Below are 23157 nucleotides of genomic sequence, written 5' to 3'. Positions count from 1 at the left end.
GGTTTAGATGCCGCGCAGTCTCAAGAAGGGGCCCTTCGTCGACGACCACCTGATCAAGAAGGTGGATGTCCAGAACGAAGCAGGCACCAAGAACGTCATCAAGACCTGGTCCCGTCGCTCGATGATCGTCCCGGCCATGCTCGGCCACACGATCGCGGTGCACAACGGCAAGACCCACATCCCGGTGTTCGTCACCGAGTCGATGGTCGGCCACAAGCTCGGCGAGTTCTCGCCGACGCGCACCTTCCGCGGCCACGTCAAGGACGACCGGAAGTCGAAGCGCCGCTAACAGCGGGGTGTGAACGACTATGACGAACGTGTCAGACACTGAAGGGACAACCATGGAAGCCAGGGCCCAGGCGCGGTACATCCGCGTCACGCCCATGAAGGCCCGCCGCGTGGTGGACCTCATCCGTGGCATGGACGCCACGGAGGCTCAGGCGGTCCTGCGTTTCGCCCCGCAGGCCGCGAGTGAGCCCGTCGGCAAGGTGCTGGACAGCGCCATCGCCAACGCCGCGCACAACTACGACCACCCGGACGCCTCTTCGCTGTTCATCAGCGAGGCGTATGTGGACGAGGGCCCGACCCTGAAGCGGTTCCGTCCGCGTGCCCAGGGCCGTGCCTACCGGATCCGTAAGCGGACCAGCCACATCACCGTGGTCGTCAGCAGCAAGGAAGGAACCCGGTAATGGGCCAGAAGGTTAACCCGCATGGGTTCCGGCTCGGTATCACCACGGACTTCAAGTCCCGCTGGTACGCCGACAAGCTGTACAAGGACTACGTCAAGGAAGACGTCGCCATCCGCCGGATGATGACGTCCGGCATGGAGCGCGCCGGCATCTCCAAGGTCGAGATCGAGCGCACCCGGGACCGCGTGCGGGTGGACATCCACACCGCGCGTCCGGGCATCGTCATCGGCCGCCGTGGCGCCGAGGCCGACCGCATCCGCGGCGACCTCGAGAAGCTCACCGGCAAGCAGGTGCAGCTCAACATCCTCGAGGTCAAGAACCCCGAGGTGGACGCCCAGCTCGTGGCCCAGGCCGTGGCCGAGCAGCTGTCCTCCCGTGTGTCCTTCCGCCGCGCCATGCGGAAGAGCATGCAGTCCGCCATGAAGGCGGGCGCCAAGGGCATCAAGATCCAGTGCGGTGGCCGTCTCGGCGGCGCCGAGATGTCCCGCTCGGAGTTCTACCGCGAGGGCCGTGTGCCGCTGCACACGCTCCGCGCGAACGTCGAGTACGGCTTCTTCGAGGCCAAGACCACCTTCGGCCGCATCGGCGTGAAGGTCTGGATCTACAAGGGCGACGTCAAGAACATCGCCGAGGTCCGCGCCGAGAACGCCGCCGCCCGTGCCGGCAACCGCCCGGCCCGTGGCGGTGCCGACCGCCCGGCCGGCCGTGGTGGCCGTGGTGGCGAGCGTGGCGGCCGCGGCCGCAAGCCGCAGCAGAACGCCGCTGCCGAGGCCCCCAAGGCCGAGGCTGCTGCCGCTGCTCCGGCTGAGAGCACCGGAACGGAGGCCTGACCGAAATGCTGATCCCCCGTAGGGTCAAGCACCGCAAGCAGCACCACCCCAAGCGCAGTGGTATGGCCAAGGGTGGTACGACGGTTGCGTTCGGCGAGTACGGCATCCAGGCCCTCACGCCGGCGTACGTGACCAACCGCCAGATCGAGGCGGCTCGTATCGCGATGACCCGCCACATCAAGCGTGGCGGCAAGGTCTGGATCAACATCTACCCGGACCGTCCGCTGACGAAGAAGCCCGCCGAGACCCGCATGGGTTCCGGTAAGGGTTCCCCCGAGTGGTGGATCGCGAACGTCAAGCCCGGTCGGGTGATGTTCGAGCTGTCCTACCCGAACGAGAAGACTGCTCGTGAGGCGCTCACCCGCGCTGCTCACAAGCTTCCGATGAAGTGCCGCATCGTTCGGCGCGAGGCAGGTGAGGCGTGATGTCGGCCGGAACCAAGGCGTCCGAGCTGCGCGAGCTGGGCAACGAGGAGCTGGTGAACAAGCTCCGCGAGGCCAAGGAAGAGCTGTTCAACCTCCGCTTCCAGGCGGCGACCGGACAGCTCGAGAACCACGGCCGGCTGAAGGCCGTCCGCAAGGACATCGCGCGGATCTACACCCTGATGCGCGAGCGCGAGCTGGGCATCGAAACGGTGGAGAACGCCTGATGAGCGAGAACAACGTGACTGAGAACGAGCGCAACGCACGCAAGACCCGTGAGGGCCTGGTCGTCAGCGACAAGATGGACAAGACCGTCGTCGTCGCTGTCGAGGACCGCGTCAAGCACGCTCTGTACGGCAAGGTCATCCGCCGTACGAACAAGCTCAAGGCCCACGACGAGCAGAACGCCGCCGGCGTCGGCGACCGTGTCCTCCTGATGGAGACCCGGAAGCTGTCCGCCAGCAAGCACTGGCGCGTCGTCGAGATCCTCGAGAAGGCCAAGTAATCGCCCGAGGGCTTTCCCTCGGGTCAGTTCCGCCAGGCTCCGGGGGCCGCTCTGAACAGCGGCCCCCGGGGAACCGGCAGACAAACAGGAGATAAGACGTGATCCAGCAGGAGTCGCGGCTGCGTGTCGCCGACAACACTGGTGCCAAGGAGATCCTTTGCATCCGTGTTCTCGGTGGTTCGGGCCGCCGCTACGCGGGCATCGGTGACGTCATCGTCGCCACCGTCAAGGACGCGATCCCCGGTGGCAACGTGAAGAAGGGTGACGTCGTCAAGGCGGTCATCGTTCGCACCGTCAAGGAGCGCCGCCGCCAGGACGGCTCGTACATCCGCTTCGACGAGAACGCCGCCGTCATTCTGAAGAACGACGGCGACCCTCGCGGCACCCGTATCTTCGGCCCGGTGGGCCGTGAGCTGCGCGAGAAGAAGTTCATGAAGATCATCTCGCTCGCGCCGGAGGTGCTGTAAGCATGAAGATCAAGAAGGGCGACCTGGTCCAGGTCATCACCGGTAAGGACAAGGGCAAGCAGGGCAAGGTCATCGCGGCCTTCCCCCGCGAGGACCGTGTTCTGGTCGAGGGTGTCAACCGGGTCAAGAAGCACACCAAGGCGAACCAGCCCGGCCGCGCCTCGCAGGCCGGCGGGATCGTCACGACCGAGGCCCCCGTCCACGTGAGCAACGTTCAGCTCGTCGTGGAGAAGGACGGCAAGAAGGTCGTGACCCGCGTCGGTTACCGCTTCGACGACGAGGGCAACAAGATCCGCGTTGCCAAGCGGACGGGTGAGGACATCTGATGGCTACCACCACCACTCCGCGTCTCAAGACGAAGTACCGCGAGGAAATCAAGGGCAAGCTGCTTGAGGAGTTCTCGTACGAGAACGTCATGCAGGTTCCCGGCCTCGTCAAGATCGTGGTCAACATGGGTGTGGGCGACGCCGCCCGCGACTCCAAGCTGATCGACGGTGCCATCAAGGACCTCACCACGATCACGGGCCAGAAGCCGGCCGTGACCAAGGCCCGGAAGTCCATCGCGCAGTTCAAGCTGCGTGAGGGTCAGCCGATCGGTGCCCACGTCACGCTCCGCGGCGACCGCATGTGGGAGTTCCTGGACCGCACCCTGTCGCTGGCGCTGCCGCGCATCCGCGACTTCCGCGGCCTGTCGCCGAAGCAGTTCGACGGCCGTGGCAACTACACCTTCGGTCTCACGGAGCAGGTCATGTTCCACGAGATCGACCAGGACAAGATCGACCGCGTCCGGGGTATGGACATCACCGTGGTGACCACGGCGACCAACGACGACGAGGGCCGCGCCCTCCTTCGTCACCTCGGCTTCCCCTTCAAGGAGGCGTGAGCGAGATGGCGAAGAAGGCTCTTATTGCCAAGGCCGCCCGCAAGCCCAAGTTCGGTGTGCGCGCGTACACCCGCTGCCAGCGCTGTGGACGTCCGCACTCCGTGTACCGCAAGTTCGGCCTCTGCCGCGTGTGCCTTCGTGAGATGGCTCACCGTGGCGAGCTGCCGGGCGTGACCAAGAGCTCCTGGTAGTTCCCGCTTTTCGGGAATGACCGGAGTCTCTCGGTAAGCAAAGGGTTGGCGGGAGCCCGTCCCTCCATGGCTTAGGCTGGGAGGGTTGGGCGCCCGCCGCCCGTACGACTTACTACGCCGTAGGTCCCCGCGCCGCACCCGTCCCGCCCCTGTGTGGGGAGAGGGATGGCGCATACAGGAAACCCCGGCGAGAGAGGCCGAAGGCCAATTCATGACCATGACTGATCCCATCGCAGACATGCTGACGCGTCTGCGGAATGCGAACTCGGCGTACCACGACGCCGTGACGATGCCGCACAGCAAGATCAAGTCGCACATCGCGGAGATCCTCCAGCAGGAGGGCTTCATCACGGGCTGGAAGGTCGAGGACGCCGAGGTCGGCAAGAACCTCGTCCTGGAGCTCAAGTTCGGCCCGAACCGTGAGCGCTCCATCGCGGGCATCAAGCGGATCTCGAAGCCGGGTCTCCGGGTTTACGCGAAGTCCACCAACCTGCCGAAGGTTCTCGGCGGCCTGGGCGTGGCGATCATCTCCACGTCCCACGGCCTCCTGACCGGCCAGCAGGCGCAGAAGAAGGGCGTGGGTGGGGAAGTCCTCGCCTACGTCTGGTAGTTCGGGAACGGAGGAAAAGCAATGTCGCGTATCGGCAAGCTCCCCATCCAGGTTCCCGCCGGTGTGGACGTCACCATCGAGGGCCGCACGGTCGCGGTGAAGGGGCCCAAGGGCACCCTCACGCACACCGTCGCGGCTCCCATCGAGATCGCTAAGGGCGAGGACGGCGTTCTGGCCGTCACCCGTCCCAACGACGAGCGTCAGAACAAGGCCCTGCACGGCCTGTCCCGCACGCTGGTGGCGAACATGATCACCGGTGTGACCCAGGGATACACCAAGGCGCTCGAGATCAGCGGTGTCGGTTACCGCGTGGCCGCGAAGGGCTCCAACCTGGAGTTCCAGCTCGGCTACAGCCACCCGATCCTGGTGGAGGCCCCCGAGGGGATCTCCTTCAAGGTCGAGTCGCCGACCAAGTTCTCGGTCGAGGGCATCGACAAGCAGAAGGTCGGCGAGGTCGCCGCGAACATCCGCAAGCTGCGGAAGCCCGACCCGTACAAGGCCAAGGGCGTCAAGTACGCGGGCGAGGTCATCCGCCGCAAGGTCGGAAAGGCGGGTAAGTAAGCCATGGCATACGGTGTCAAGATTGCTAAGGGCGACGCGTACAAGCGCGCCGCCATCAAGCGACGCCACATCCGTGTTCGCAAGCACGTCTCCGGTACGCCGGAGCGTCCGCGCCTGGTCGTGACGCGTTCCAACCGCAACATCGTGGCGCAGGTCATCGACGACATCGCGGGCCACACGCTCGCGTCGGCGTCGACCCTGGACGTCTCGATCCGCGGTGGCGAGGGCGACAAGAGCGCCCAGGCCAAGCAGGTCGGCTCCCTGGTCGCCGAGCGCGCCAAGGCCGCCGGCGTCGAGGCTGTCGTGTTCGACCGTGGTGGCAACAGGTACGCCGGGCGCATTGCCGCTCTGGCTGACGCCGCCCGCGAAGCCGGGCTGAAGTTCTAAGCCCCGGTTCCGGGACTAACGGACGTAACAGAGAGAGGTAATCCAATGGCTGGACCCCAGCGCCGCGGAAGCGGTGCCGGTGGCGGCGAGCGGCGGGACCGGAAGGGCCGTGACGGCGGCGCCGCCGCCGCCGAGAAGACCGCGTACGTTGAGCGCGTCGTCGCGATCAACCGCGTCGCCAAGGTTGTCAAGGGTGGTCGCCGCTTCAGCTTCACCGCGCTGGTCGTGGTGGGCGACGGTGACGGCACCGTGGGTGTCGGCTACGGCAAGGCCAAGGAGGTGCCGGCCGCCATCGCCAAGGGTGTTGAGGAGGCCAAGAAGCACTTCTTCAAGGTCCCCCGTATCCAGGGCACCATCCCGCACCCCATCCAGGGCGAGAAGGCCGCGGGCGTCGTCCTGCTGAAGCCTGCTTCCCCCGGTACGGGTGTTATCGCCGGTGGCCCGGTGCGCGCCGTCCTGGAGTGCGCCGGAGTGCACGACATCCTGTCGAAGTCGCTCGGCTCCGACAACGCGATCAACATCGTGCACGCGACCGTGGAGGCCCTCAAGGGCCTGCAGCGTCCCGAGGAGATCGCGGCCCGCCGCGGTCTGCCGCTCGAGGACGTCGCCCCCGCGGCTCTGCTTCGTGCGCGTGCGGGAGCGGGTGCGTAATGGCCCGCCTCAAGATCACGCAGACGAAGTCGTACATCGGCAGCAAGCAGAACCACCGCGACACCCTGCGTTCGCTCGGGCTCAAGCGCCTGAACGACGTGGTTGTCAAGGAGGACCGCCCCGAGTTCCGCGGCATGGTGCACACCGTCCGCCACCTCGTGACGGTCGAGGAGGTCGACTGACATGGCGGAGCAGAACCCGCTGAAGGTCCACAACCTCCGTCCCGCCCCCGGCGCCAAGACCGCCAAGACCCGTGTCGGTCGTGGTGAGGCGTCGAAGGGTAAGACGGCCGGTCGTGGTACCAAGGGCACCAAGGCCCGTTACCAGGTTCCGGAGCGCTTCGAGGGTGGGCAGATGCCCCTCCACATGCGCCTCCCGAAGCTCAAGGGCTTCAAGAACCCGTTCCGCACCGAGTACCAGGTCGTGAACCTCGACAAGCTGGCCGCGCTCTACCCCGAGGGTGGCGAGGTCACGGTTGCCGATCTGGTCGCCAAGGGCGCCGTTCGCAAGAACCAGCTCGTCAAGGTGCTCGGACAGGGCGAGATCTCCGTGGCGCTGCAGGTGACGGTCGACGCCGTCTCCGGCTCCGCCAAGGAGAAGATCACCGCGGCCGGCGGTTCCGTCACCGAGCTGGTCTGAGACCTGTTCCGTGGCCGCTGAAGGCTGAATCACCGACCGGGGATGCCTCCCAAAAGGGGCATCCCCGGTTGGTCGTTCCTAGGGTGGCGCCCTCGCCGGTAAGGTGGCGGCGTCACACTGCTGTGAAGAAATCCGTACGGCCTGTTCTCCACCGGGAACCTGGCCGGGCGGTTCGCTGTTAGTCAACTGACAAGTATCCGTCGATCCTCAAGACCGTCACCTCTGACGCAGTAGCGCGGGGGTCGCAGGAGGCACCGTGCTCACCGCGTTCGCCCGAGCGTTCAAGACGCCCGACCTGCGCAAGAAGCTGCTCTTCACGCTCGGCATCATCGTGCTGTTCCGGCTGGGGTCGCACGTCCCGGTTCCGGGAGTGGACTACAAGAACGTCCAGATCTGTGTGGATCAGGCGGCCGAGAGCAACAACAGCCTGTTCGGCCTGGTGAACATGCTCAGCGGTGGCGCGCTGCTGCAGATCACCGTCTTCGCCCTCGGCATCATGCCGTACATCACGGCGAGCATCATTCTGCAGCTGCTCACCGTGGTGATCCCCCGGCTGGAGTCCCTCAAGAAGGAGGGCCAGGCCGGCACCGCGAAGATCACCCAGTACACCCGTTATCTGACCGTCGCGCTCGCCGTACTCCAGGGCACCGGCCTGGTGGCGACCGCCCGCAGCGGCATGCTGTTCCAGGGCTGTTCCGTCGGCAACCAGATCGTTCCGGACCAGTCGATCTTCACCACTGTAGTGATGGTCGTGACCATGACCGCGGGTACCGCCGCCGTCATGTGGCTCGGCGAGCTGATCACCGACCGCGGTATCGGCAACGGCATGTCCATCCTGATGTTCATCTCGATCGCCGCCGGCTTCCTCGGCTCCCTCTGGGCCATCAAGGAGAGCGGCAAGCTCGCCGACGGCTGGATCGAGTTCAGCACGGTCATCCTGATCGGCTTCGTGATGGTGGCCCTCGTGGTCTTCGTCGAGCAGGCCCAGCGCCGGATCCCGGTGCAGTACGCCAAGCGGATGATCGGCCGCCGTTCGTACGGCGGTACCTCGACGTACATCCCCCTCAAGGTGAACCAGGCCGGTGTGATCCCGGTCATCTTCGCCTCGTCGCTGCTCTACATCCCGGCGCTGATCGCCCAGTTCTCCAGCGGAACCTCGTCCTGGAAGACCTGGATCGAAGCGCACCTGGTCAAGGGCGACCACCCGTACTACATCGTCACCTACTTCCTTCTGATCGTCTTCTTTGCGTTCTTCTACGTCGCCATCTCGTTCAACCCCGAGGACGTAGCGGACAACATGAAGAAGTATGGTGGTTTCATCCCGGGCATCCGGGCTGGCCGACCGACTGCCGAGTATCTGAGCTACGTGCTCAACAGGATCACTTGGCCGGGCTCGCTGTACCTGGGTCTGATTGCTCTTGTTCCGACGATGGCGTTGGCGGGCTTCGGAGGCGCGAACCAGAACTTCCCGTTCGGCGGGACGAGCATCCTCATCATCGTGGGTGTGGGTCTGGAGACCGTGAAGCAGATCGAGAGCCAGCTCCAGCAGCGCAATTACGAAGGGTTCCTCCGCTGATGCGAATCGTCCTCGTCGGACCTCCCGGGGCCGGCAAGGGAACGCAGGCTGCGTACCTTGCCGAGAACCTGTCGATCCCGCACATCTCCACGGGCGACCTCTTCCGCGCCAACATCAGCCAGGGCACCGAACTCGGACGCCGGGCGAAGTCCTACATGGACGCGGGAGAGCTGGTCCCCGACGAGGTGACCATCGGCATGGCCAAGGAACGCATGGGCCGGCCGGACGCCGCCAAGGGCTTTCTGCTCGACGGCTTTCCGCGCAACCTCTCCCAGGCCGAGTCGCTGGACGCGATGCTGAAGTCCGAGGGCATGACCCTGGACGCGGTGCTCGACCTGGAGGTCCCCGAGGACGAGGTGGTCAAGCGGATCGCCGGCCGCCGGATCTGCCGCAACGACTCCAGCCATGTCTTCCACGTGACCTACAAGGCACCGAAGGAAGAGGGTGTCTGCGATGTCTGCGGCGGCGACCTCTACCAGCGCGACGACGACTCCGAGGAGACCGTCCGCAAGCGCCTGGAGGTCTACCACGGCCAGACCGAGCCGATCATCGACTACTACCGGGGTCAGGGCCTCGTGGTGACGATCTCGGCGCTCGGACCGGTCACCGAGGTGACCGGGCGGGCCATGGAGGCCCTGGGCAAGCAGGGCTGACCGCCTCCCGGCGGGGACGGTACGGAGCAGTACGCTGAACGGCCGCGGTGTCCGATGGACGCCGCGGCCGTACTGTTGAGCGAGAGCCACGAGATCGGTGAGAGGCAAGGACACGGGCATGGTGCAGATCAAGACCCCGGAGCAGATCGCGAAGATGCGGGCGGCGGGGCTGGTCGTCGCGGCCATCCACGCGGCCACCCGGGAGGCCGCGGTGCCCGGCGCCACCACGCGGGACCTCGACGAGGTCGCCCGGAAGGTGATCGCCGAGCACGGTGCCAAGTCGAACTTCCTGGGCTACGGCGGGTTCCCCGCGACCATCTGCACCTCGGTGAACGAGGTCGTCGTCCACGGCATCCCGGACGACAGGACGGCCCTCAAGGACGGCGACATCATCTCCGTCGACGCGGGCGCCATCGTCGACGGCTGGCACGGTGACGCCGCGTACACGGCCTTCGTCGGCACCGGTCACGATCCGGCACTGGTCGAGCTGTCCCGGGTGACCGAGGAGTCGATGTGGGCCGGGATCGCCGCCATGAAGAGCGGTAACCGGCTGGTGGACATCTCCCGGGCGATCGAGACGTACATCCGCCGCCAGCCCAAGCCCGGCGGCGGCCGGTACGGGATCATCGAGGACTACGGCGGGCACGGCATCGGCACCGAGATGCACATGGACCCCCATCTGCTGAACTACGTCTCGCGCAAGCGGGGCAAGGGGCCGAAGCTGGGCCCCGGCTTCTGTCTGGCGATCGAACCGATGGTCTCCCTCGGTACGCCGAAGACGGAGGTCCTCGCCGACGACTGGACCGTGATCACCACGGACGGCACCTGGTCCTCGCACTGGGAGCACTCGGTCGCGGTCACCGAGGCGGGCCCGCTGGTCCTGACCTCCCCGGACTGCGGCCGGGCGAAGCTCGCCGAGCTGGGCATCACGGCGGCGCCGGACCCGCTGGGCGGCTGACGCCGCAGCCCGCGGCCCGTGGGCTTGCGGTCTGCGGGGTACGGGTCCGCACGGTCGGCCCGGGCGGACCGTGCCCGGTGGTCCGCCGCGGCGGTTCCGGACGGCGGGCGCATAAGGATCATGCCGACTGGGCAAACTCCCTGGATTCGTCTTTTCGGATGGCCTGACGTAGACTGATGCGTCGGCTCTCGTGTACCCGTGTGTCTGCGTGCGCGCAACTCAGGGGCAGCGTGAGTCGATCAAGGTAGCCGATTCGAAGGGCGAAGCGTGGCCAAGAAGCAAGGTGCCATCGAAATCGAGGGCACCGTGATCGAGTCCCTCCCGAACGCCATGTTCAAGGTGGAGCTTCAGAACGGTCACAAGGTCCTCGCGCACATCTCCGGCAAGATGCGGATGCACTACATCCGAATCCTTCCGGACGACCGGGTCGTCGTGGAGCTGTCTCCGTACGACCTGACGCGTGGCCGGATCGTCTACCGCTACAAGTAGATCTTGTCCTGTCCCCAGCTCTGCTGCGGGGCGGTGGCACTGACCCGGAGAACCTCACACCCATGAAGGTCAAGCCGAGCGTCAAGAAGATCTGCGACAAGTGCAAGGTGATCCGCCGTCACGGCCGGGTCATGGTCATCTGCGACAACCTGCGCCACAAGCAGCGCCAGGGCTGACGCACGCCGACCCGCACTTCGCAGTTCTTCGCGCGACGCGAGCAATACATCGTTCATACGCAGAGTCCGCCCAGCCCGTCAGGGCCGGCGACACCTCCGGCGGGGGCCGGGGACCCGGACGTACCACCACTCCTCAGGAGTGGTCGGCGGTCGGGAGAGGCTCTGTGGAAGACCCCCGAGTACACAGGAGCCATTGAATGGCACGCGTTTCCGGTGTCGACATCCCGCGTGAAAAGCGTGTGGAGATCGCACTCACCTACGTTTTCGGTATCGGGCGCACCCGGTCGAAGGAGATCCTCGCCTCGACCGGTGTGAACCCGAACACCCGCGTTCGTGACCTGGCCGAAGAGGACCTGGTCAAGATCCGCGAGTACGTGGACGCCAATCTCCGCACCGAGGGTGACCTCCGCCGTGAGATCCAGGCCGACATCCGCCGCAAGGTCGAGATCGGCTGCTACCAGGGTCTGCGTCACCGCCGCGGCCTGCCGGTCCACGGCCAGCGCACCAGCACGAACGCTCGTACCCGCAAGGGCCCGCGTCGCGCCATCGCCGGTAAGAAGAAGCCGGGCAAGAAGTAGTCCACAGCGGACGCTCATCAGCGGTCTTCGCTGTAGGACCGACCACCTCCCGTAGGAGTAAGAGATGCCCCCCAAGGGACGTCAGGGCGCTGCCAAGAAGGTGCGCCGCAAGGAAAAGAAGAACGTCGCTCACGGCCACGCGCACATCAAGAGCACGTTCAACAACACGATCGTGTCGATCACGGACCCGTCGGGCAACGTGATCTCCTGGGCCTCCGCCGGCCACGTCGGCTTCAAGGGCTCGCGCAAGTCCACCCCCTTCGCCGCGCAGATGGCCGCCGAGTCGGCCGCCCGCCGCGCGCAGGAGCACGGCATGCGCAAGGTCGACGTCTTCGTCAAGGGTCCCGGCTCCGGCCGTGAGACCGCGATCCGCTCCCTCCAGGCCACCGGCCTCGAGGTCGGGTCCATCCAGGACGTCACCCCGACCCCGCACAACGGCTGCCGTCCGCCGAAGCGTCGTCGCGTTTGATCCACAGCTCGCTTGAGCTGGGCTTTTGGGCGGTGCGCCCCCTTTGGGGGCGTGCCGCCCGTACCCTGTTTTACGCACCACCCTGTCGGGCGTCATATAGCGGACGCCCCCGACTGAAGGAACGATCCGCATGCTGATCGCTCAGCGTCCTTCGCTGACCGAAGAGGTCGTCGACGAGTACCGCTCCCGGTTCGTGATCGAGCCCCTGGAGCCGGGCTTCGGCTACACCCTCGGCAACTCCCTCCGCCGTACCCTCCTCTCCTCGATCCCGGGTGCGGCCGTCACGTCCATCCGTATCGACGGTGTCCTGCACGAGTTCACCACCGTGCCGGGCGTCAAGGAGGACGTCACCGACCTGATCCTCAACATCAAGCAGCTCGTGGTCTCCTCGGAGCACGACGAGCCGGTCGTGATGTACCTGCGCAAGCAGGGCCCGGGTCTGGTCACCGCCGCCGACATCGCGCCCCCGGCCGGTGTCGAGGTCCACAACCCCGACCTCGTCCTCGCCACGCTGAACGGCAAGGGCAAGCTGGAGATGGAGCTGACGGTCGAGCGCGGCCGCGGCTATGTCTCCGCCGTGCAGAACAAGCAGGTCGGCCAGGAGATCGGCCGGATCCCGGTCGACTCCATCTACTCGCCGGTCCTCAAGGTCACCTACAAGGTCGAGGCGACCCGAGTCGAGCAGCGCACCGACTTCGACAAGCTGATCGTCGACGTCGAGACCAAGCAGGCGATGCGTCCCCGTGACGCCATGGCCTCCGCGGGCAAGACCCTGGTCGAGCTCTTCGGTCTCGCCCGTGAGCTGAACATCGACGCCGAGGGCATCGACATGGGCCCGTCGCCGACGGACGCCGCGCTCGCCGCGGACCTGGCCCTGCCGATCGAGGAGCTGGAGCTGACCGTCCGCTCCTACAACTGCCTCAAGCGCGAGGGCATCCACTCGGTGGGCGAGCTGGTGGCCCGCTCCGAGGCGGACCTGCTCGACATCCGCAACTTCGGCGCCAAGTCGATCGACGAGGTCAAGGCGAAGCTGGCCGGTATGGGCCTGGCGCTCAAGGACAGCCCGCCCGGATTCGACCCGACCGCCGCCGCGGACGCCTTCGGGGCGGACGACGACGCGGACGCGGGCTTCGTGGAGACCGAGCAGTACTAGTCGGCTCCGCCGGGGTGGGCGTGATCAGCTCGGTCACGCCCCGCCCGGGTCCGGGAGACCGTGATCCGGATGCCCGGTGGTCCACTGCGCGCGCGTTGTGGCCGTTCGCGCAGTTCCTCGCGCCCCTTACGGGACGCATCCTCCTGTGCCCGCGTGACGGGTGAAGGAGGATGCGCGCCCGACGCCCCCCTCAAAAAGACGGGGCACACACACTGCCCGCAGGCGGCCGCCTGTGGGGTCCTGACATCGGTACCTGATACGGCCGGTGCAGATTGAAGGAGAAACACCATGCCGAAGCCCGCCAAGGGCGCCCGTCTGGGCGGCAGCGCTGCGCACGAGCGGCTCCTCCTCGCGAACCTCGCGAAGTCGCTGTTCGAGCACGGCCGGATCACCACGACCGAGGCCAAGGCGCGCCGCCTGCGTCCGGTCGCCGAGCGGCTGATCACCAAGGCGAAGAAGGGCGACATCCACAACCGTCGTCTCGTTCTTCAGACGATCACGGACAAGGGCATCGTGCACGCGCTCTTCACCGAGATCGCCCCGCGCTACGCCGAGCGCCCGGGTGGCTACACCCGGATCACCAAGATCGGCAACCGCCGTGGTGACAACGCGAAGATGGCCGTGATCGAGCTCGTCGAGGGCGAGATCGCGAAGAAGGCCACGGTCGACGAGGCCGAGGCCGCCACCAAGCGTGCGGTCAAGGAGGACGCCCTGAAGAAGGAGTCCGCCGAGGCCGAGGACGCCGCTCCGGTCGAGGACGCCAAGCCGGCCGCCGAGGCCGCCGAGGAGTCCAAGGACGCCTGATCGGTTCCCGATCGCGTTCCCATGGCTGGTGGACGGGCCCGTTCCCCCCTCGGGGGAGCGGGCCCGTTCCGTCTGCCAGGGCTGTTCCGAGCTGTTGAGACGAGGATCTTCACGTGGTTGATGACGGCTACGGCGTTCCGGCCGGGCTGGTGCGGGTGCGGTTCGACCTGTCGTACGACGGCACCGCCTTCTCCGGCTGGGCCAAGCAGGCCGGCGGCCGCCGGACCGTGCAGGGCGAGATCGAGGACGCGCTGCGGACCGTGACCAGGTCCGCGGAGACGTACGAGCTGACCGTGGCGGGCCGTACGGACGCCGGGGTGCACGCCCGCGGCCAGGTCGCCCATGTGGACCTGCCCGCCGGGGTCTGGGCCGAGCACCGGGAGAAGCTGCTGAAGCGGCTGGCCGGGCGGCTGTCGCGGGATGTCCGGATCTGGCGGGCCGAGGAGGCCGCCCCGGGCTTCGACGCCCGGTTCTCGGCGGTCTGGCGGCGGTACGCGTACCGGGTCTCCGACCATCCCGGCGGGGTGGACCCGCTGCTCCGCGGGCATGTGCTCTGGCACGACTGGCCGCTGGACGTGGCGGCCATGAACGAGGCTTCCCGGGGGCTGCTCGGGGAGCACGACTTCGCCGCCTACTGCAAGCGCCGCGAGGGCGCGACGACCATCCGTACGCTCCAGCGGCTGGAGTGGGAGCGGGACGCCGCGGGGATCATCACGGCGACCGTCCGGGCGGACGCGTTCTGCCACAACATGGTCCGCTCCCTGGTGGGGGCGCTGCTTTTCGTCGGCGACGGGCACCGGCCGGTGGAGTGGCCCGCGCGGGTGCTGGCCGCGGGCGTCCGGGACTCCGCGGTGCATGTCGTACGGCCGCACGGGCTGACCCTGGAGGAGGTCGGCTACCCCGCCGACGAGCTGCTGGCCGCCCGGAGCCGGGAGGCCCGCAACAAGCGGTCGCTGCCGGTCGCCGGGTCAGCCGCCGGGGGCGCCGGCTGCTGCTGACGCCTGGGCCGTGCCGCGGGCGGCGATCTGCCGGAAGACGAAGTCGGCGATGTCGTTGTTCAGCCGGTACGCCTTGGTGTCGCCCTCGGTGACGGACTTGCCGCTGGGGTAGCCGGTGGAGGTGTAGTACGCGTACCGGCCGACCTGGTTGGACGTGACCAGGCAGACCGGGCCGCCCTGGCAGAAGGTGCCCACGCCCCCGCCGGCCAGCGGCCGGACGTTCCGGCTGGTCTGCTTGGCGCGCTGGGCCTCGGCCTTGGTGCCGAAGACGGCGATGCCGACGGTCACCGCCAGCCCGTCCTTGCGGTAGGTGGCGCGGAACATCCGGTCGCAGCCGTTGGCCTGGAGGGCGCCCGCGAGGGCCCGCTGGGCGGCGGACGGGCAGGCGGTCGTGGCATGGACGGCGGTCTCGTCGTAGCTCCGGCCGTTCACGGTGATCCGGGAGCCGGGGAAGAAGCCGTCGAGGCTGAGAGGCGCCCGGTCCTTCTTCTCGTCGGCGATGAAATCGTTGGGGTTCGGCGGCGGCAGCGGGGCGACCGAGGAGAACGAGGGCGCGGGCCCGGTGGAGGCCGGTGCCGGGGAGCCGGACGGCGCGCCGTCGGCCCGGTCGGTGTCCCGGGAGTCGTTGGACATCACGATCCCGGCCGCCACGGCCCCGGCGATCGCGACCGTCGCCAGCGCCCCGCCGCCGATCATCAGCAGCCTGCGGCGCCTGGCCCGGGCCGCGGAGGCGTCCGCGAGGGCCGCCCAGTCCGGGGTGGCGCCGGAGAGCGCGGGACCGCCGCCGAAAGCGGTCGGACCGCCGTACGGATCGTGTCCCTGACTGCCCTGTCCCTGCGTGCCCTGTCCGTGCGGGTCCCCGCCCTGCCACGGGCCCTGGTTCCGTCCCTCGCCGGCCCCCCACGGAGGCCCCCCCTGACCGAAGCTCATGCCGCGCATCCTAATCCGGTTGGGTTCGAGGGGTGCCGGGCCGCATCATCGTGGGATGGGACATCTCGAAGCAGCGCACCTCCAGTACTTTCTGCCCGACGGGAGGCCGCTGCTCGGCGATGTGTCGTTCCGGGTCGGCGAGGGCGCCGTGGTCGCCCTGGCCGGGGCGAACGGCGCGGGCAAGACGACGCTGCTGCGACTGCTGTCGGGCGAGCTGAAGCCGCACGGCGGCACGGTCTCGGCGACCGGCGGGCTGGGGGTGATGCGCCAGTTCATCGGTTCCGTACGGGACGACCGTACGGTCCGTGACCTGCTGGTCTCCCTGGCGCCCGCGCGGCTCCGGGAGGCGGCGCTGGCGGTCGACCGGGCCGAGCACCTGATCATGACCGTCGACGACGAGGCCGCCCAGATGGGGTACGCCCAGGCCCTCAGCGACTGGGCGGAGGCCCGCGGCTACGAGGCCGAGACGCTCTGGGACATGTGCACCACGGCCGCGCTGGGCGTGCCGTACGAGCGGGCCCAGTTCCGTGATCTGAAGACCCTCAGCGGCGGTGAGCAGAAGCGGCTGGCGCTGGAGGCGCTGCTCCGCGGCCCGGACGAGGTGCTGCTCCTCGACGAGCCGGACAACTATCTGGACGTGCCGGGGAAGCGGTGGCTGGAGGAGCGGCTGGCGGAGACCCGTAAGACGGTGCTCTTCGTCTCCCACGACCGCGAGCTGCTGTCCCGTTCCGCGGAGAAGATCGTCAGTGTGGAGCCCGGTCCCGCGGGCTCCGACGTCTGGGTGCACGGCGGCGGTTTCGCCACCTACCACCAGGCGCGGGCGGAGCGCTTCGAGCGGTTCGAGGAGCTGCGGCGGCGCTGGGACGAGGAGCGGGCCCGGCTGAAGAAGCTGGTGCTCGACCTCCAGCAGTACGCGGCCCGCAGCGACGATATGGCCTCCCGCTACCAGGCGGCGAGGACCCGGCTGCGGAAGTTCGAGGAGGCGGGACCGCCGCCGGAGCCGCCGCGGCCCCAGGACATCCGGATGCGGCTGGTCGGCGGCCGTACCGGCGTCCGCTCGCTGACCTGCGAGAACCTGGAGCTGTCCGGGCTGATGAAGCCCTTCGACCTGGAGATCTTCTACGGGGAGCGGGTGGCCGTCCTGGGGTCGAACGGCTCCGGGAAGTCGCACTTCCTGCGGCTGCTGGCCGGGGATGCCTCGGTGGCCCACACCGGGCGGTGGAAGCTGGGCGCCCGGGTGGTCCCCGGACACTTCGCGCAGACCCACGCCCACCCGGAGCTGCTGGGCCGCACCCTGGTGGACATCCTGTGGACGGAGCACGCCAAGGACCGCGGCGGCGCCATGTCGGTGCTGCGGCGGTACGAGCTGGAGCGGCAGGGCGACCAGACCTTCGACCGGCTCTCCGGCGGTCAGCAGGCCCGGTTCCAGATCCTGCTGCTGGAGCTGGCGGGGACCACGGCGCTGCTGCTCGACGAGCCGACGGACAACCTGGACCTGGAGTCGGCACAGGCCCTCCAGGACGGTCTGGAGGCGTACGAGGGGACGGTCCTGGCGGTGACCCACGACCGCTGGTTCGCCCGCTCCTTCGACCGCTATCTGGTCTTCGGCTCGGACGGGCGGGTCCGGGAGACCGACGGGCCGGTCTGGGACGAGCGGCGGGTCCAGCGCGCCCGGTAGCCGGACGAGGGTTCAGTACGCCCGGTAGCCGGGGCGAGGGTCCAGCGCGTCCGGTAACCAGACCGGGACCCCCGGTGACCGGTCCGGCCGGCCCCGGCGGGCCGGGGTGGCTCAGGGTCACCGGAGGATGGCCGGGGGCGACTTTGACCCGTCCGGAGGGGGCCGGGTAAGCTTCTGCTTCGTTATGCGTATTGGCTTGCTCTATCTCACGTGAGAGGCCCTTACGCCGGTCCACCGGGCCGATGACCAGCGGCAGGCACACGGGTTGCGTCCCCGGCGTGCCGCCATGGCTGTCGTGATCGTTCGGGTGGCCTTGTCAGGACCTTCTCCCCGTGTCCTTCGCGGACGGGGGGAGACCCACTCACTGAAGAAGCGAAGGCTACGACCGTGCGTACGTACAGCCCCAAGCCCGGCGATGTGACGCGCCAGTGGCACATCATCGACGCGCAGGACGTCGTCCTGGGCCGTCTGGCCACCACCGCCGCCACTCTGCTGCGCGGCAAGCACAAGCCGATCTACGCCCCCCACGTCGACGCCGGTGACTTCGTCATCATCGTCAACGCGGACAAGGTGCACCTGTCCGGCAACAAGCGGACGCAGAAGATGGCGTACCGCCACTCCGGTTACCCGGGCGGCCTGCGCTCCATCCGCTACGACGAGCTGATGGAGAAGAGCCCGGAGAAGGCGGTCGAGAAGGCCGTCAAGGGCATGCTCCCCAAGAACACCCTGGGCCGTCAGATGCTCTCGAAGCTGAAGGTCTACGCGGGCGAGAACCACCCGCACGCTGCGCAGCAGCCGGTTCCGTTTGAGATCACCCAGGTCGCGCAGTAGTTCCGGCCACCCCCTAAGACGAAAAGAATCTGAGGAGCATCGTGGCCGAGACCACCCCTGAAATCCCCGTCGAGGGCGAAGAGACCTACGCTGAGGTCACCACCTTCGAGTCGGAGGTGCCCGTCGAGGGCGAGTACACCTCCGAGTCCCTCGCGTCCCGCTTCGGCGACCCGCAGCCGGCCGCCGGCCTGGGCCGTCGCAAGAACGCCATTGCCCGTGTCCGGATCGTTCCGGGCTCCGGCAAGTGGAAGATCAACGGTCGCACCCTTGAGGACTACTTCCCCAACAAGGTGCACCAGCAGGAAGTCAACGAGCCCTTCAAGGTGCTCGAGCTCGACGACCGCTACGACGTCATCGCCCGTATCGCGGGTGGCGGTGTCTCCGGCCAGGCCGGCGCCCTGCGCCTGGGTGTGGCCCGTGCGCTGAACGAGGCCGACGTGGACAACAACCGCGGCGCGCTGAAGAAGGCCGGCTTCCTGAGCCGCGACGACCGTGCGGTCGAGCGCAAGAAGGCCGGTCTGAAGAAGGCCCGTAAGGCCCCGCAGTACAGCAAGCGCTAAACACGCCTGCTCGGTCTGTTTTACACGTACGCCCCGGCGGCACAGTCCCGTGCCACCGGGGCGTACGTTTTGCACAGGCGTTCCCCCGGGGACGTCTGTACGGACGTGTCCGCGGGGGCGTCGCGCAGGCACGTTCTGCGGGACGCTCCGCGCGGACGGCCAGAAGGACGTTCGAAAGGGCTCCGTCTGTCCCGGGCGGACCCGCGGGCTCACCGATCCCGCGCCGGGGACAGCGGAACCAGGCTCACGAGGCACTATCGGAGGACTGTTGTGGGACGACTCTTCGGCACGGACGGCGTGCGCGGTGTCGCCAACGCGGATCTGACGGCCGAGCTGGCGCTCGGTCTCTCGGTGGCGGCGGCGCATGTGCTCGCCGAGGCGGGCACCTTCGAGGGCCACCGGCCGACCGCCGTGGTCGGGCGAGATCCCCGCGCTTCGGGCGAGTTCCTGGAGGCGGCCGTGGTCGCCGGGCTGGCCAGCGCCGGTGTCGACGTCCTTCGGGTCGGTGTGCTGCCCACCCCGGCGGTCGCCCATCTGACCGGCGCGCTCGGCGCCGACCTCGGTGTGATGCTCTCCGCCAGCCACAACGCCATGCCGGACAACGGCATCAAGTTCTTCGCGCGCGGCGGCCACAAGCTCGCCGACGAGCTGGAGGACCGGATCGAGAAGATCTACGAGGAGCACCGCACCGGTGCCCCGTGGGACCGGCCGACCGGCGCCGGTGTCGGCCGGGTCACCGACTACGACGAGGGCTTCGACCGGTATGTCGCCCATCTCGTCGCGGTCCTGCCGAACCGGCTCGACGGGCTGAAGGTCGTCCTCGACGAGGCGCACGGCGCGGCCGCGCGGGTCTCCCCGGAGGCGTTCGCCCGGGCGGGTGCCGAGGTTGTCACGATCGGCGCGGAGCCGGACGGACTGAACATCAACGACGGCTGCGGCTCGACCCATCTGGGCCTGCTGCGGGCGGCCGTCGTGGAGCACGGCGCCGACTTCGGTATCGCCCACGACGGTGACGCGGACCGCTGCCTGGCCGTGGACGCCGCGGGCGAGGAGATCGACGGCGACCAGATCCTCGCGGTGCTGGCGCTGGCCATGCGCGAGGCGGGCACGCTGCGCGGGAACACGGTCGTCGCGACCGTGATGTCCAATCTGGGCTTCAAGCTGGCGATGGAGCGCGAGGGCCTGGAGCTGGTCCAGACGGCGGTCGGCGACCGGTATGTCCTGGAGTCCATGAAGGAGCACGGCTACGCGCTCGGCGGCGAGCAGTCCGGGCATGTCATCGTGCTGGACCACGCCACGACCGGCGACGGCACGCTGACCGGTCTGATGCTCGCGGCCCGGGTGGTGGCCACCGGCCGTTCGCTGGCGGAGCTGGCGGCGGTGATGGACCGGCTGCCGCAGGTGCTGATCAATGTTCCGGACGTCGACAAGTCGCGGGTCCGCACCTCGGGCGAGCTGGCGGCGGCCGTCGCCGAGGCGGAGCGGGAGCTGGGCTCCACCGGCCGGGTCCTGCTGCGGCCTTCGGGCACCGAACCGCTGGTACGGGTGATGGTCGAGGCGTCGGACATCGAGCAGGCGCGGGCGGTCGCGGAGCGGCTGGCGGACGCGGTGAAGTCGGCGCTGGGTTAAGGCGCATCCGACTGCTTTGCGGGGCCCGTACGACCGGTGGTCGTACGGGCCCCGGCGTATGTGCGGACCCTCGGCCGGGGCCTGGGCCTGTGAGCCCGGGGTGTCAGCTCCGGGCGGGGCCGGGCTCTTCGAGGGTGCGGGCGATTTCGGCGGCCGGCCAGGGGGTGTCCAGGGCGCCGTCCATCAGCCGTCCGTAGAACTCGGTGACGACGGCCGCGGTCCCGGCCCGCCGCCGGATCACGTCCCGTACGGCCGCCGGTCCCTCCGGCGGCTCCCCGCCCGCGGCGCAGGTCCGGATCAGCTCCTCGCGCTCCGCCCTCGGCAGTCCGTGGACCGCGCTGATCAGCCAGTTCACCAGATAGCTCAGGGCGTAGGCGAGATCGTGGTCCCGGTGGTGCGCCGCGAAGGCCCGCTCCTCCGCGGAGAGGTCGAAGCGGGTGGAGAGCGAGAGCCCGAAGTCCGTGAAGAAGAGCCGGCGCCCGTCGGTGAGGATGTTCCGGAAGTGGCCGTCGAAGTGCAGCAGTCCGTTCCGGGCCATGAACCGGGCGCCGTCGGCGAGTTGTTCCTCGGTGCGCCGTAGGGCCTCGTCCGCGGCCGCGCCGCCGCGTTGGATCGCCCCGCCCAGCCGGTCGTGCAGGGTCGGCGGCAGATGCTCCAGAAAGAGGACGAGGCTCGCGGAGGCGTCCCGCAGCTCCTCGATCCGGCGCCGGACGGCGGGGGAGCCGCCCCAGTGGGCCACCGCCCCTTCGATATCGGCGAGTTCACCGGTGAGCGCCGGGGCGCCGGGGAGTATCCGCCAGTGGTGGAGCAGGGGGAAGCCGTCGTGGGCGCCGGTGAGCACCCAGTCGGTGGTCATGGTGTGGACGGCCAGCTCCCGCCGGGCCCCGAAGCCGGGGCTGCCGACGGCTCCCATGCCGTACTGGCAGTACCGGGGGAGGCCGTACGGATCGGCGGTGGAGTGCCGTCGGCCGGCGGCCCGTTCGATGTCCGTCAGCGGCAGGCGTTTGACGAATACGGGTACCCCCTCGACGTCCAGGACGGCGGAGCTCCCCCCGATGCCCTGCCCCTGGGATCTCGCTTCCGCCAGCAGGGCGGACAGCTCCCCGTCCCCGTACCGGGCCAGTGCGGTGGCGGCGGTGCGGTGGGCGTTCAGCCGGGTCGTGTACGGGGTGCCGGGGTCGTCCATGGCGGGGTGCATCCGGGTGCCGACCTCTTCTCTGCCGGGGGTACGGGTCCCTCCGCACCGTATGCGGCCCCGGTCATCACCGCCTCTGTTCTCGTGGTGCGGCTCCGCCGGGCCCGCCTCGGGGGAGGCCGGTCCGCCGGGCCCGCCCCCCGGCCCGGGCCCGGCGGACGCGTCAGCCCAGGAACGCGGTCAGGGCGTCGATCACGGCCTGCGGCTGCTCCTCGGGGAGGTAGTGCCCGGATCCGGCGATCTCGGTGACCGTCACATCGGTGCCCTTGGTGGGCACCAGCTCCCGCAGATAGTCGGCGTGGCCCTGGTGGAGGGTGCTCGCGAGGGCGAGGATCGGCGCTTCCACCGGCGGGTACTTCGCCTCGTCCTCGATATCGCGGTTGAAGGTCTGGTACCAGCCGTTGCCCGCCCGGATGGCGTCCGGGGTGTCGTAGGCGCGGGCGTAGACCCGGCGGGAGAAGTCGTCGATGGCGCCGGAGTCCACCGTCATATAGTCGGCGAGCCAGTCGACGAGGAACCGGGCCCGGCCCGCGATCAGTTGCTCGGGCAGACCGCGCACCTGGTTGAGGGCGAACCACCAGAGGTAGATCCGGGCGCCGTCCTCGACGACGGAATCGTCGTGCTGGCCGGGGCCAGGGAGCAGGGTGAGCGCCGAGAGGCTCGGGTCCGGGTGCGGGACGTCGAGCAGGACGATGCGCCGGGTGGCCTCCGGGTAGTTGGCGGCATGGGCGTACGCGACCATCGCGCCGATGTCGTGCCCGGCGATATGGGCGGACGTCAGGCCCAGTTGGTGGATGAGGGCGTTGATATCGGCGGCGAGGGTCTTCTTGTCGTAGCCGTCGGCGGGCCGGTCCGAACCGCCCTGGCCGCGCAGGTCGACGGCGATCACCCGGTAGTGACGGGCTAGGGCGGGCAGCACCTTGTTCCACTGCCACCAGGTCTGCGGCCAGCCGCCGAGCAGGATCAGCGGCTCGCCCGTACCGCCTTCGACATAGTGCAGCCCGACCCCGTTGACCTCGGCGCGGGAACTGCTGAAGCCGGGGCCGAGACGGCGGACGAGGGCCTCGTCGGTGAGTTCGGCTGCGGACATGGGTTTCCTCCGGAGGGTGTTGAGACGGAGCACGGCGAACCGTACGAAGAGTTCGTACGATCTGATGTACGAGATGTTCGTACGATCCTGCTCCGGATGTCAACGATCACGGCCTGCTTCATACGAAGTTCACGTACAGTTGCGGCCATGGAAGAGCTGCACCACCCCGAGGCCGAGGACATCCGGCTGGTCGACGTCCTGGCGGCGCTGGGCCATCCCCTGCGGCTGAAGGTCGCGCGAGCACTGGCCAGCGGTGAGGAGCGGTACTGCGGGGAGATCATCTCCGGGGTGCCGAAGTCGAGCATGACGCACCACTGGCGCTCCCTCCGGGAGAGCGGCGTCATCCGCCAGCGCCCCGACGGCCGCAAGCTCTATCTCACCCTGCGCCGCGCGGAGCTGGACGCCCGCTTCCCGGGGCTGCTGGACCTGGTCTTCTCGGAGGTCGAGCGCGAGGAGCGGGGGTAGTACAGCGCCCGATCGGAGCACTGGCGCACAGCGCCGAGCGTCCCGTGCCCACCTGCCCCTGGGAGCCGGTGGGCACGGGCACGTCACACC

General features: G+C 68.7%; 34 protein-coding genes. 31 read left to right on the top strand and 3 right to left on the bottom strand.

Annotation, left to right across the window (positions count from 1 at the left end; genetic code table 11):
- The first annotated feature begins 7 nt into the window (after positions 1-7).
- The 26 genes from rpsS (at position 8) to truA (ending at position 14689) form a co-directional block, all read left to right on the top strand.
- Positions 8-289, top strand: coding sequence for a 30S ribosomal protein S19 (rpsS, locus tag ACWDR0_RS08695; RefSeq protein WP_003948639.1), 282 nt, complete (start codon positions 8-10; stop codon positions 287-289).
- 52 nt (positions 290-341) lie between these two features.
- A complete protein-coding gene (gene rplV / locus ACWDR0_RS08690) occupies positions 342-689 on the top strand; it encodes a 50S ribosomal protein L22 (protein ID WP_006347229.1) in 348 nt (115 codons plus the stop codon).
- Positions 689-1519 (top strand): 30S ribosomal protein S3, encoded by an 831-nt coding sequence (gene rpsC, locus ACWDR0_RS08685; protein WP_402584503.1) that lies wholly within the window; start codon positions 689-691, stop codon positions 1517-1519. Before rplV ends, rpsC begins: the two co-directional genes overlap by 1 nt.
- 5 nt (positions 1520-1524) lie before the next feature.
- The gene (rplP, locus tag ACWDR0_RS08680) at positions 1525-1944 is read left to right on the top strand and encodes a 50S ribosomal protein L16 (protein WP_146481841.1); all 420 of its coding nucleotides are present in this window, start codon (positions 1525-1527) and stop codon (positions 1942-1944) included.
- Positions 1944-2168 (top strand): 50S ribosomal protein L29, encoded by a 225-nt coding sequence (gene rpmC / locus ACWDR0_RS08675; protein ID WP_351565954.1) that lies wholly within the window; start codon positions 1944-1946, stop codon positions 2166-2168. The genes rplP and rpmC overlap by 1 nt, the downstream gene beginning before the upstream one ends.
- Positions 2168-2446 carry a 30S ribosomal protein S17 gene (gene rpsQ / locus ACWDR0_RS08670; protein WP_456350916.1) on the top strand — a complete coding sequence of 93 codons (279 nt, stop codon included), beginning with the start codon at positions 2168-2170 and terminating at the stop codon, positions 2444-2446. Before rpmC ends, rpsQ begins: the two co-directional genes overlap by 1 nt.
- 98 nt (positions 2447-2544) lie before the next feature.
- The gene (gene rplN, locus ACWDR0_RS08665; RefSeq protein ID WP_003956455.1) at positions 2545-2913 is read left to right on the top strand and encodes a 50S ribosomal protein L14; all 369 of its coding nucleotides are present in this window, start codon (positions 2545-2547) and stop codon (positions 2911-2913) included.
- Positions 2914-2915: 2 nt separating this feature from the next.
- Positions 2916-3239: a 50S ribosomal protein L24 gene (gene rplX, locus ACWDR0_RS08660; RefSeq protein ID WP_006347224.1), complete on the top strand. Its 324-nt coding sequence runs from the start codon at positions 2916-2918 to the stop codon at positions 3237-3239.
- Positions 3239-3796 (top strand): 50S ribosomal protein L5, encoded by a 558-nt coding sequence (gene rplE, locus ACWDR0_RS08655; RefSeq protein ID WP_456350915.1) that lies wholly within the window; start codon positions 3239-3241, stop codon positions 3794-3796. The genes rplX and rplE overlap by 1 nt, the downstream gene beginning before the upstream one ends.
- 5 nt (positions 3797-3801) lie before the next feature.
- Positions 3802-3987, top strand: a complete 186-nt coding sequence (locus tag ACWDR0_RS08650; RefSeq protein WP_003956452.1) for a type Z 30S ribosomal protein S14 — start codon at positions 3802-3804, stop codon at positions 3985-3987.
- Between the two features lie 211 nt (positions 3988-4198).
- Positions 4199-4597 (top strand): 30S ribosomal protein S8, encoded by a 399-nt coding sequence (gene rpsH, locus ACWDR0_RS08645; RefSeq protein ID WP_456350914.1) that lies wholly within the window; start codon positions 4199-4201, stop codon positions 4595-4597.
- Positions 4598-4618: 21 nt separating this feature from the next.
- Positions 4619-5158, top strand: coding sequence for a 50S ribosomal protein L6 (gene rplF / locus ACWDR0_RS08640; protein ID WP_366256966.1), 540 nt, complete (start codon positions 4619-4621; stop codon positions 5156-5158).
- A 3-nt stretch (positions 5159-5161) separates the two neighbouring features.
- Complete coding sequence (rplR, locus tag ACWDR0_RS08635; RefSeq protein ID WP_456350913.1) at positions 5162-5545, top strand: 50S ribosomal protein L18; 384 nt, start codon at positions 5162-5164, stop codon at positions 5543-5545.
- A gap of 45 nt (positions 5546-5590) precedes the next feature.
- The gene (gene rpsE / locus ACWDR0_RS08630; RefSeq protein ID WP_030201551.1) at positions 5591-6196 is read left to right on the top strand and encodes a 30S ribosomal protein S5; all 606 of its coding nucleotides are present in this window, start codon (positions 5591-5593) and stop codon (positions 6194-6196) included.
- On the top strand, positions 6196-6378 hold the full coding sequence (gene rpmD / locus ACWDR0_RS08625; protein ID WP_005313525.1) for a 50S ribosomal protein L30: 183 nt from the start codon (positions 6196-6198) through the stop codon (positions 6376-6378). The genes rpsE and rpmD overlap by 1 nt, the downstream gene beginning before the upstream one ends.
- Before the next feature lies 1 nt (position 6379).
- Entirely contained in the window at positions 6380-6835 is a 456-nt protein-coding gene (rplO, locus tag ACWDR0_RS08620; protein ID WP_456350912.1) for a 50S ribosomal protein L15, read from the top strand.
- Between the two features lie 256 nt (positions 6836-7091).
- A complete protein-coding gene (gene secY, locus ACWDR0_RS08615; RefSeq protein WP_456350911.1) occupies positions 7092-8411 on the top strand; it encodes a preprotein translocase subunit SecY in 1320 nt (439 codons plus the stop codon).
- Positions 8411-9064: an adenylate kinase gene (locus ACWDR0_RS08610; RefSeq protein WP_456350910.1), complete on the top strand. Its 654-nt coding sequence runs from the start codon at positions 8411-8413 to the stop codon at positions 9062-9064. The genes secY and ACWDR0_RS08610 overlap by 1 nt, the downstream gene beginning before the upstream one ends.
- Positions 9065-9182: 118 nt before the next feature.
- Positions 9183-10022 carry a type I methionyl aminopeptidase gene (gene map, locus ACWDR0_RS08605; RefSeq protein WP_456350909.1) on the top strand — a complete coding sequence of 280 codons (840 nt, stop codon included), beginning with the start codon at positions 9183-9185 and terminating at the stop codon, positions 10020-10022.
- 267 nt (positions 10023-10289) lie between these two features.
- Positions 10290-10511 carry a translation initiation factor IF-1 gene (gene infA, locus ACWDR0_RS08600; protein ID WP_003956442.1) on the top strand — a complete coding sequence of 74 codons (222 nt, stop codon included), beginning with the start codon at positions 10290-10292 and terminating at the stop codon, positions 10509-10511.
- A gap of 62 nt (positions 10512-10573) precedes the next feature.
- Entirely contained in the window at positions 10574-10687 is a 114-nt protein-coding gene (gene rpmJ, locus ACWDR0_RS08595; protein ID WP_003956441.1) for a 50S ribosomal protein L36, read from the top strand.
- A gap of 197 nt (positions 10688-10884) precedes the next feature.
- The gene (rpsM, locus tag ACWDR0_RS08590) at positions 10885-11265 is read left to right on the top strand and encodes a 30S ribosomal protein S13 (RefSeq protein WP_146481856.1); all 381 of its coding nucleotides are present in this window, start codon (positions 10885-10887) and stop codon (positions 11263-11265) included.
- Positions 11266-11329: 64 nt separating this feature from the next.
- Entirely contained in the window at positions 11330-11734 is a 405-nt protein-coding gene (rpsK, locus tag ACWDR0_RS08585; RefSeq protein WP_003956432.1) for a 30S ribosomal protein S11, read from the top strand.
- A gap of 130 nt (positions 11735-11864) precedes the next feature.
- The gene (locus ACWDR0_RS08580; protein WP_003956430.1) at positions 11865-12887 is read left to right on the top strand and encodes a DNA-directed RNA polymerase subunit alpha; all 1023 of its coding nucleotides are present in this window, start codon (positions 11865-11867) and stop codon (positions 12885-12887) included.
- A gap of 288 nt (positions 12888-13175) precedes the next feature.
- Complete coding sequence (rplQ, locus tag ACWDR0_RS08575; RefSeq protein ID WP_006347213.1) at positions 13176-13691, top strand: 50S ribosomal protein L17; 516 nt, start codon at positions 13176-13178, stop codon at positions 13689-13691.
- A gap of 113 nt (positions 13692-13804) precedes the next feature.
- Positions 13805-14689 (top strand): tRNA pseudouridine(38-40) synthase TruA, encoded by an 885-nt coding sequence (truA, locus tag ACWDR0_RS08570; protein ID WP_456350908.1) that lies wholly within the window; start codon positions 13805-13807, stop codon positions 14687-14689.
- Here truA and ACWDR0_RS08565 read toward each other — a convergent pair.
- Positions 14660-15619 (bottom strand): hypothetical protein, encoded by a 960-nt coding sequence (locus tag ACWDR0_RS08565; RefSeq protein WP_456350907.1) that lies wholly within the window; start codon positions 15617-15619, stop codon positions 14660-14662. The genes truA and ACWDR0_RS08565 overlap by 30 nt on opposite strands.
- A 55-nt stretch (positions 15620-15674) precedes the next feature.
- Between ACWDR0_RS08565 and ACWDR0_RS08560 the strand changes: the two genes are divergently transcribed.
- From ACWDR0_RS08560 to glmM, 4 genes are all read left to right on the top strand, one after another.
- Positions 15675-17297, top strand: coding sequence for an ABC-F family ATP-binding cassette domain-containing protein (locus ACWDR0_RS08560; RefSeq protein WP_456350906.1), 1623 nt, complete (start codon positions 15675-15677; stop codon positions 17295-17297).
- A 387-nt stretch (positions 17298-17684) separates the two neighbouring features.
- Complete coding sequence (gene rplM / locus ACWDR0_RS08555; protein WP_456350905.1) at positions 17685-18128, top strand: 50S ribosomal protein L13; 444 nt, start codon at positions 17685-17687, stop codon at positions 18126-18128.
- Positions 18129-18169: 41 nt separating this feature from the next.
- The gene (gene rpsI, locus ACWDR0_RS08550) at positions 18170-18688 is read left to right on the top strand and encodes a 30S ribosomal protein S9 (RefSeq protein ID WP_456350904.1); all 519 of its coding nucleotides are present in this window, start codon (positions 18170-18172) and stop codon (positions 18686-18688) included.
- Positions 18689-18958: 270 nt separating this feature from the next.
- The gene (gene glmM, locus ACWDR0_RS08545; RefSeq protein ID WP_456350903.1) at positions 18959-20317 is read left to right on the top strand and encodes a phosphoglucosamine mutase; all 1359 of its coding nucleotides are present in this window, start codon (positions 18959-18961) and stop codon (positions 20315-20317) included.
- Between the two features lie 103 nt (positions 20318-20420).
- Here the strand turns inward: glmM and ACWDR0_RS08540 are convergent, their stop codons facing one another.
- Together ACWDR0_RS08540 and ACWDR0_RS08535 are read right to left on the bottom strand one after the other, a co-directional pair.
- Positions 20421-21515: a protein kinase family protein gene (locus ACWDR0_RS08540; protein ID WP_456350902.1), complete on the bottom strand. Its 1095-nt coding sequence runs from the start codon at positions 21513-21515 to the stop codon at positions 20421-20423.
- A gap of 160 nt (positions 21516-21675) precedes the next feature.
- Positions 21676-22602 carry an alpha/beta fold hydrolase gene (locus tag ACWDR0_RS08535; protein WP_456350901.1) on the bottom strand — a complete coding sequence of 309 codons (927 nt, stop codon included), beginning with the start codon at positions 22600-22602 and terminating at the stop codon, positions 21676-21678.
- Between the two features lie 147 nt (positions 22603-22749).
- Here ACWDR0_RS08535 and ACWDR0_RS08530 point away from each other — a divergent pair, with 147 nt between their 5' ends.
- Positions 22750-23067, top strand: coding sequence for an ArsR/SmtB family transcription factor (locus tag ACWDR0_RS08530; protein WP_456350900.1), 318 nt, complete (start codon positions 22750-22752; stop codon positions 23065-23067).
- Positions 23068-23157: the final 90 nt, after the last annotated feature.

Source organism: Streptomyces sp. NPDC003691 (assembly GCF_053981115.1).
Note: the sequence above shows the minus strand (reverse complement) of the source record. Positions and strands in the feature narration are given on the sequence as shown.

Excerpts from the sequence above, each read along its gene's own strand:
- rpmD (WP_005313525.1), top strand. The coding sequence starts at position 6,196 with ATGGCCCGCCTCAAGATCACGCAGACGAAGTCGTACATCGGCAGCAAG.
- ACWDR0_RS08560 (WP_456350906.1), top strand. The coding sequence starts at position 15,675 with ATGGGACATCTCGAAGCAGCGCACCTCCAGTACTTTCTGCCCGACGGG.
- rpsK (WP_003956432.1), top strand. The coding sequence starts at position 11,330 with ATGCCCCCCAAGGGACGTCAGGGCGCTGCCAAGAAGGTGCGCCGCAAG.
- ACWDR0_RS08530 (WP_456350900.1), top strand. The coding sequence starts at position 22,750 with ATGGAAGAGCTGCACCACCCCGAGGCCGAGGACATCCGGCTGGTCGAC.
- rpmC (WP_351565954.1), top strand. The coding sequence starts at position 1,944 with ATGTCGGCCGGAACCAAGGCGTCCGAGCTGCGCGAGCTGGGCAACGAG.
- rplQ (WP_006347213.1), top strand. The coding sequence starts at position 13,176 with ATGCCGAAGCCCGCCAAGGGCGCCCGTCTGGGCGGCAGCGCTGCGCAC.
- rpsH (WP_456350914.1), top strand. The coding sequence starts at position 4,199 with ATGACCATGACTGATCCCATCGCAGACATGCTGACGCGTCTGCGGAAT.
- map (WP_456350909.1), top strand. The coding sequence starts at position 9,183 with ATGGTGCAGATCAAGACCCCGGAGCAGATCGCGAAGATGCGGGCGGCG.
- ACWDR0_RS08650 (WP_003956452.1), top strand. The coding sequence starts at position 3,802 with ATGGCGAAGAAGGCTCTTATTGCCAAGGCCGCCCGCAAGCCCAAGTTC.
- rpsQ (WP_456350916.1), top strand. The coding sequence starts at position 2,168 with ATGAGCGAGAACAACGTGACTGAGAACGAGCGCAACGCACGCAAGACC.
- ACWDR0_RS08610 (WP_456350910.1), top strand. The coding sequence starts at position 8,411 with ATGCGAATCGTCCTCGTCGGACCTCCCGGGGCCGGCAAGGGAACGCAG.
- rpmJ (WP_003956441.1), top strand. The coding sequence starts at position 10,574 with ATGAAGGTCAAGCCGAGCGTCAAGAAGATCTGCGACAAGTGCAAGGTG.
- rplE (WP_456350915.1), top strand. The coding sequence starts at position 3,239 with ATGGCTACCACCACCACTCCGCGTCTCAAGACGAAGTACCGCGAGGAA.
- ACWDR0_RS08580 (WP_003956430.1), top strand. The coding sequence starts at position 11,865 with ATGCTGATCGCTCAGCGTCCTTCGCTGACCGAAGAGGTCGTCGACGAG.
- ACWDR0_RS08540 (WP_456350902.1), bottom strand. The coding sequence starts at position 21,515 with ATGCACCCCGCCATGGACGACCCCGGCACCCCGTACACGACCCGGCTG.
- rplV (WP_006347229.1), top strand. The coding sequence starts at position 342 with ATGGAAGCCAGGGCCCAGGCGCGGTACATCCGCGTCACGCCCATGAAG.
- ACWDR0_RS08565 (WP_456350907.1), bottom strand. The coding sequence starts at position 15,619 with ATGAGCTTCGGTCAGGGGGGGCCTCCGTGGGGGGCCGGCGAGGGACGG.
- rplO (WP_456350912.1), top strand. The coding sequence starts at position 6,380 with ATGGCGGAGCAGAACCCGCTGAAGGTCCACAACCTCCGTCCCGCCCCC.
- rplR (WP_456350913.1), top strand. The coding sequence starts at position 5,162 with ATGGCATACGGTGTCAAGATTGCTAAGGGCGACGCGTACAAGCGCGCC.
- rpsC (WP_402584503.1), top strand. The coding sequence starts at position 689 with ATGGGCCAGAAGGTTAACCCGCATGGGTTCCGGCTCGGTATCACCACG.
- rpsS (WP_003948639.1), top strand. The coding sequence starts at position 8 with ATGCCGCGCAGTCTCAAGAAGGGGCCCTTCGTCGACGACCACCTGATC.
- ACWDR0_RS08535 (WP_456350901.1), bottom strand. The coding sequence starts at position 22,602 with ATGTCCGCAGCCGAACTCACCGACGAGGCCCTCGTCCGCCGTCTCGGC.
- rpsE (WP_030201551.1), top strand. The coding sequence starts at position 5,591 with ATGGCTGGACCCCAGCGCCGCGGAAGCGGTGCCGGTGGCGGCGAGCGG.
- rpsM (WP_146481856.1), top strand. The coding sequence starts at position 10,885 with ATGGCACGCGTTTCCGGTGTCGACATCCCGCGTGAAAAGCGTGTGGAG.
- rplX (WP_006347224.1), top strand. The coding sequence starts at position 2,916 with ATGAAGATCAAGAAGGGCGACCTGGTCCAGGTCATCACCGGTAAGGAC.
- rplP (WP_146481841.1), top strand. The coding sequence starts at position 1,525 with ATGCTGATCCCCCGTAGGGTCAAGCACCGCAAGCAGCACCACCCCAAG.
- rplF (WP_366256966.1), top strand. The coding sequence starts at position 4,619 with ATGTCGCGTATCGGCAAGCTCCCCATCCAGGTTCCCGCCGGTGTGGAC.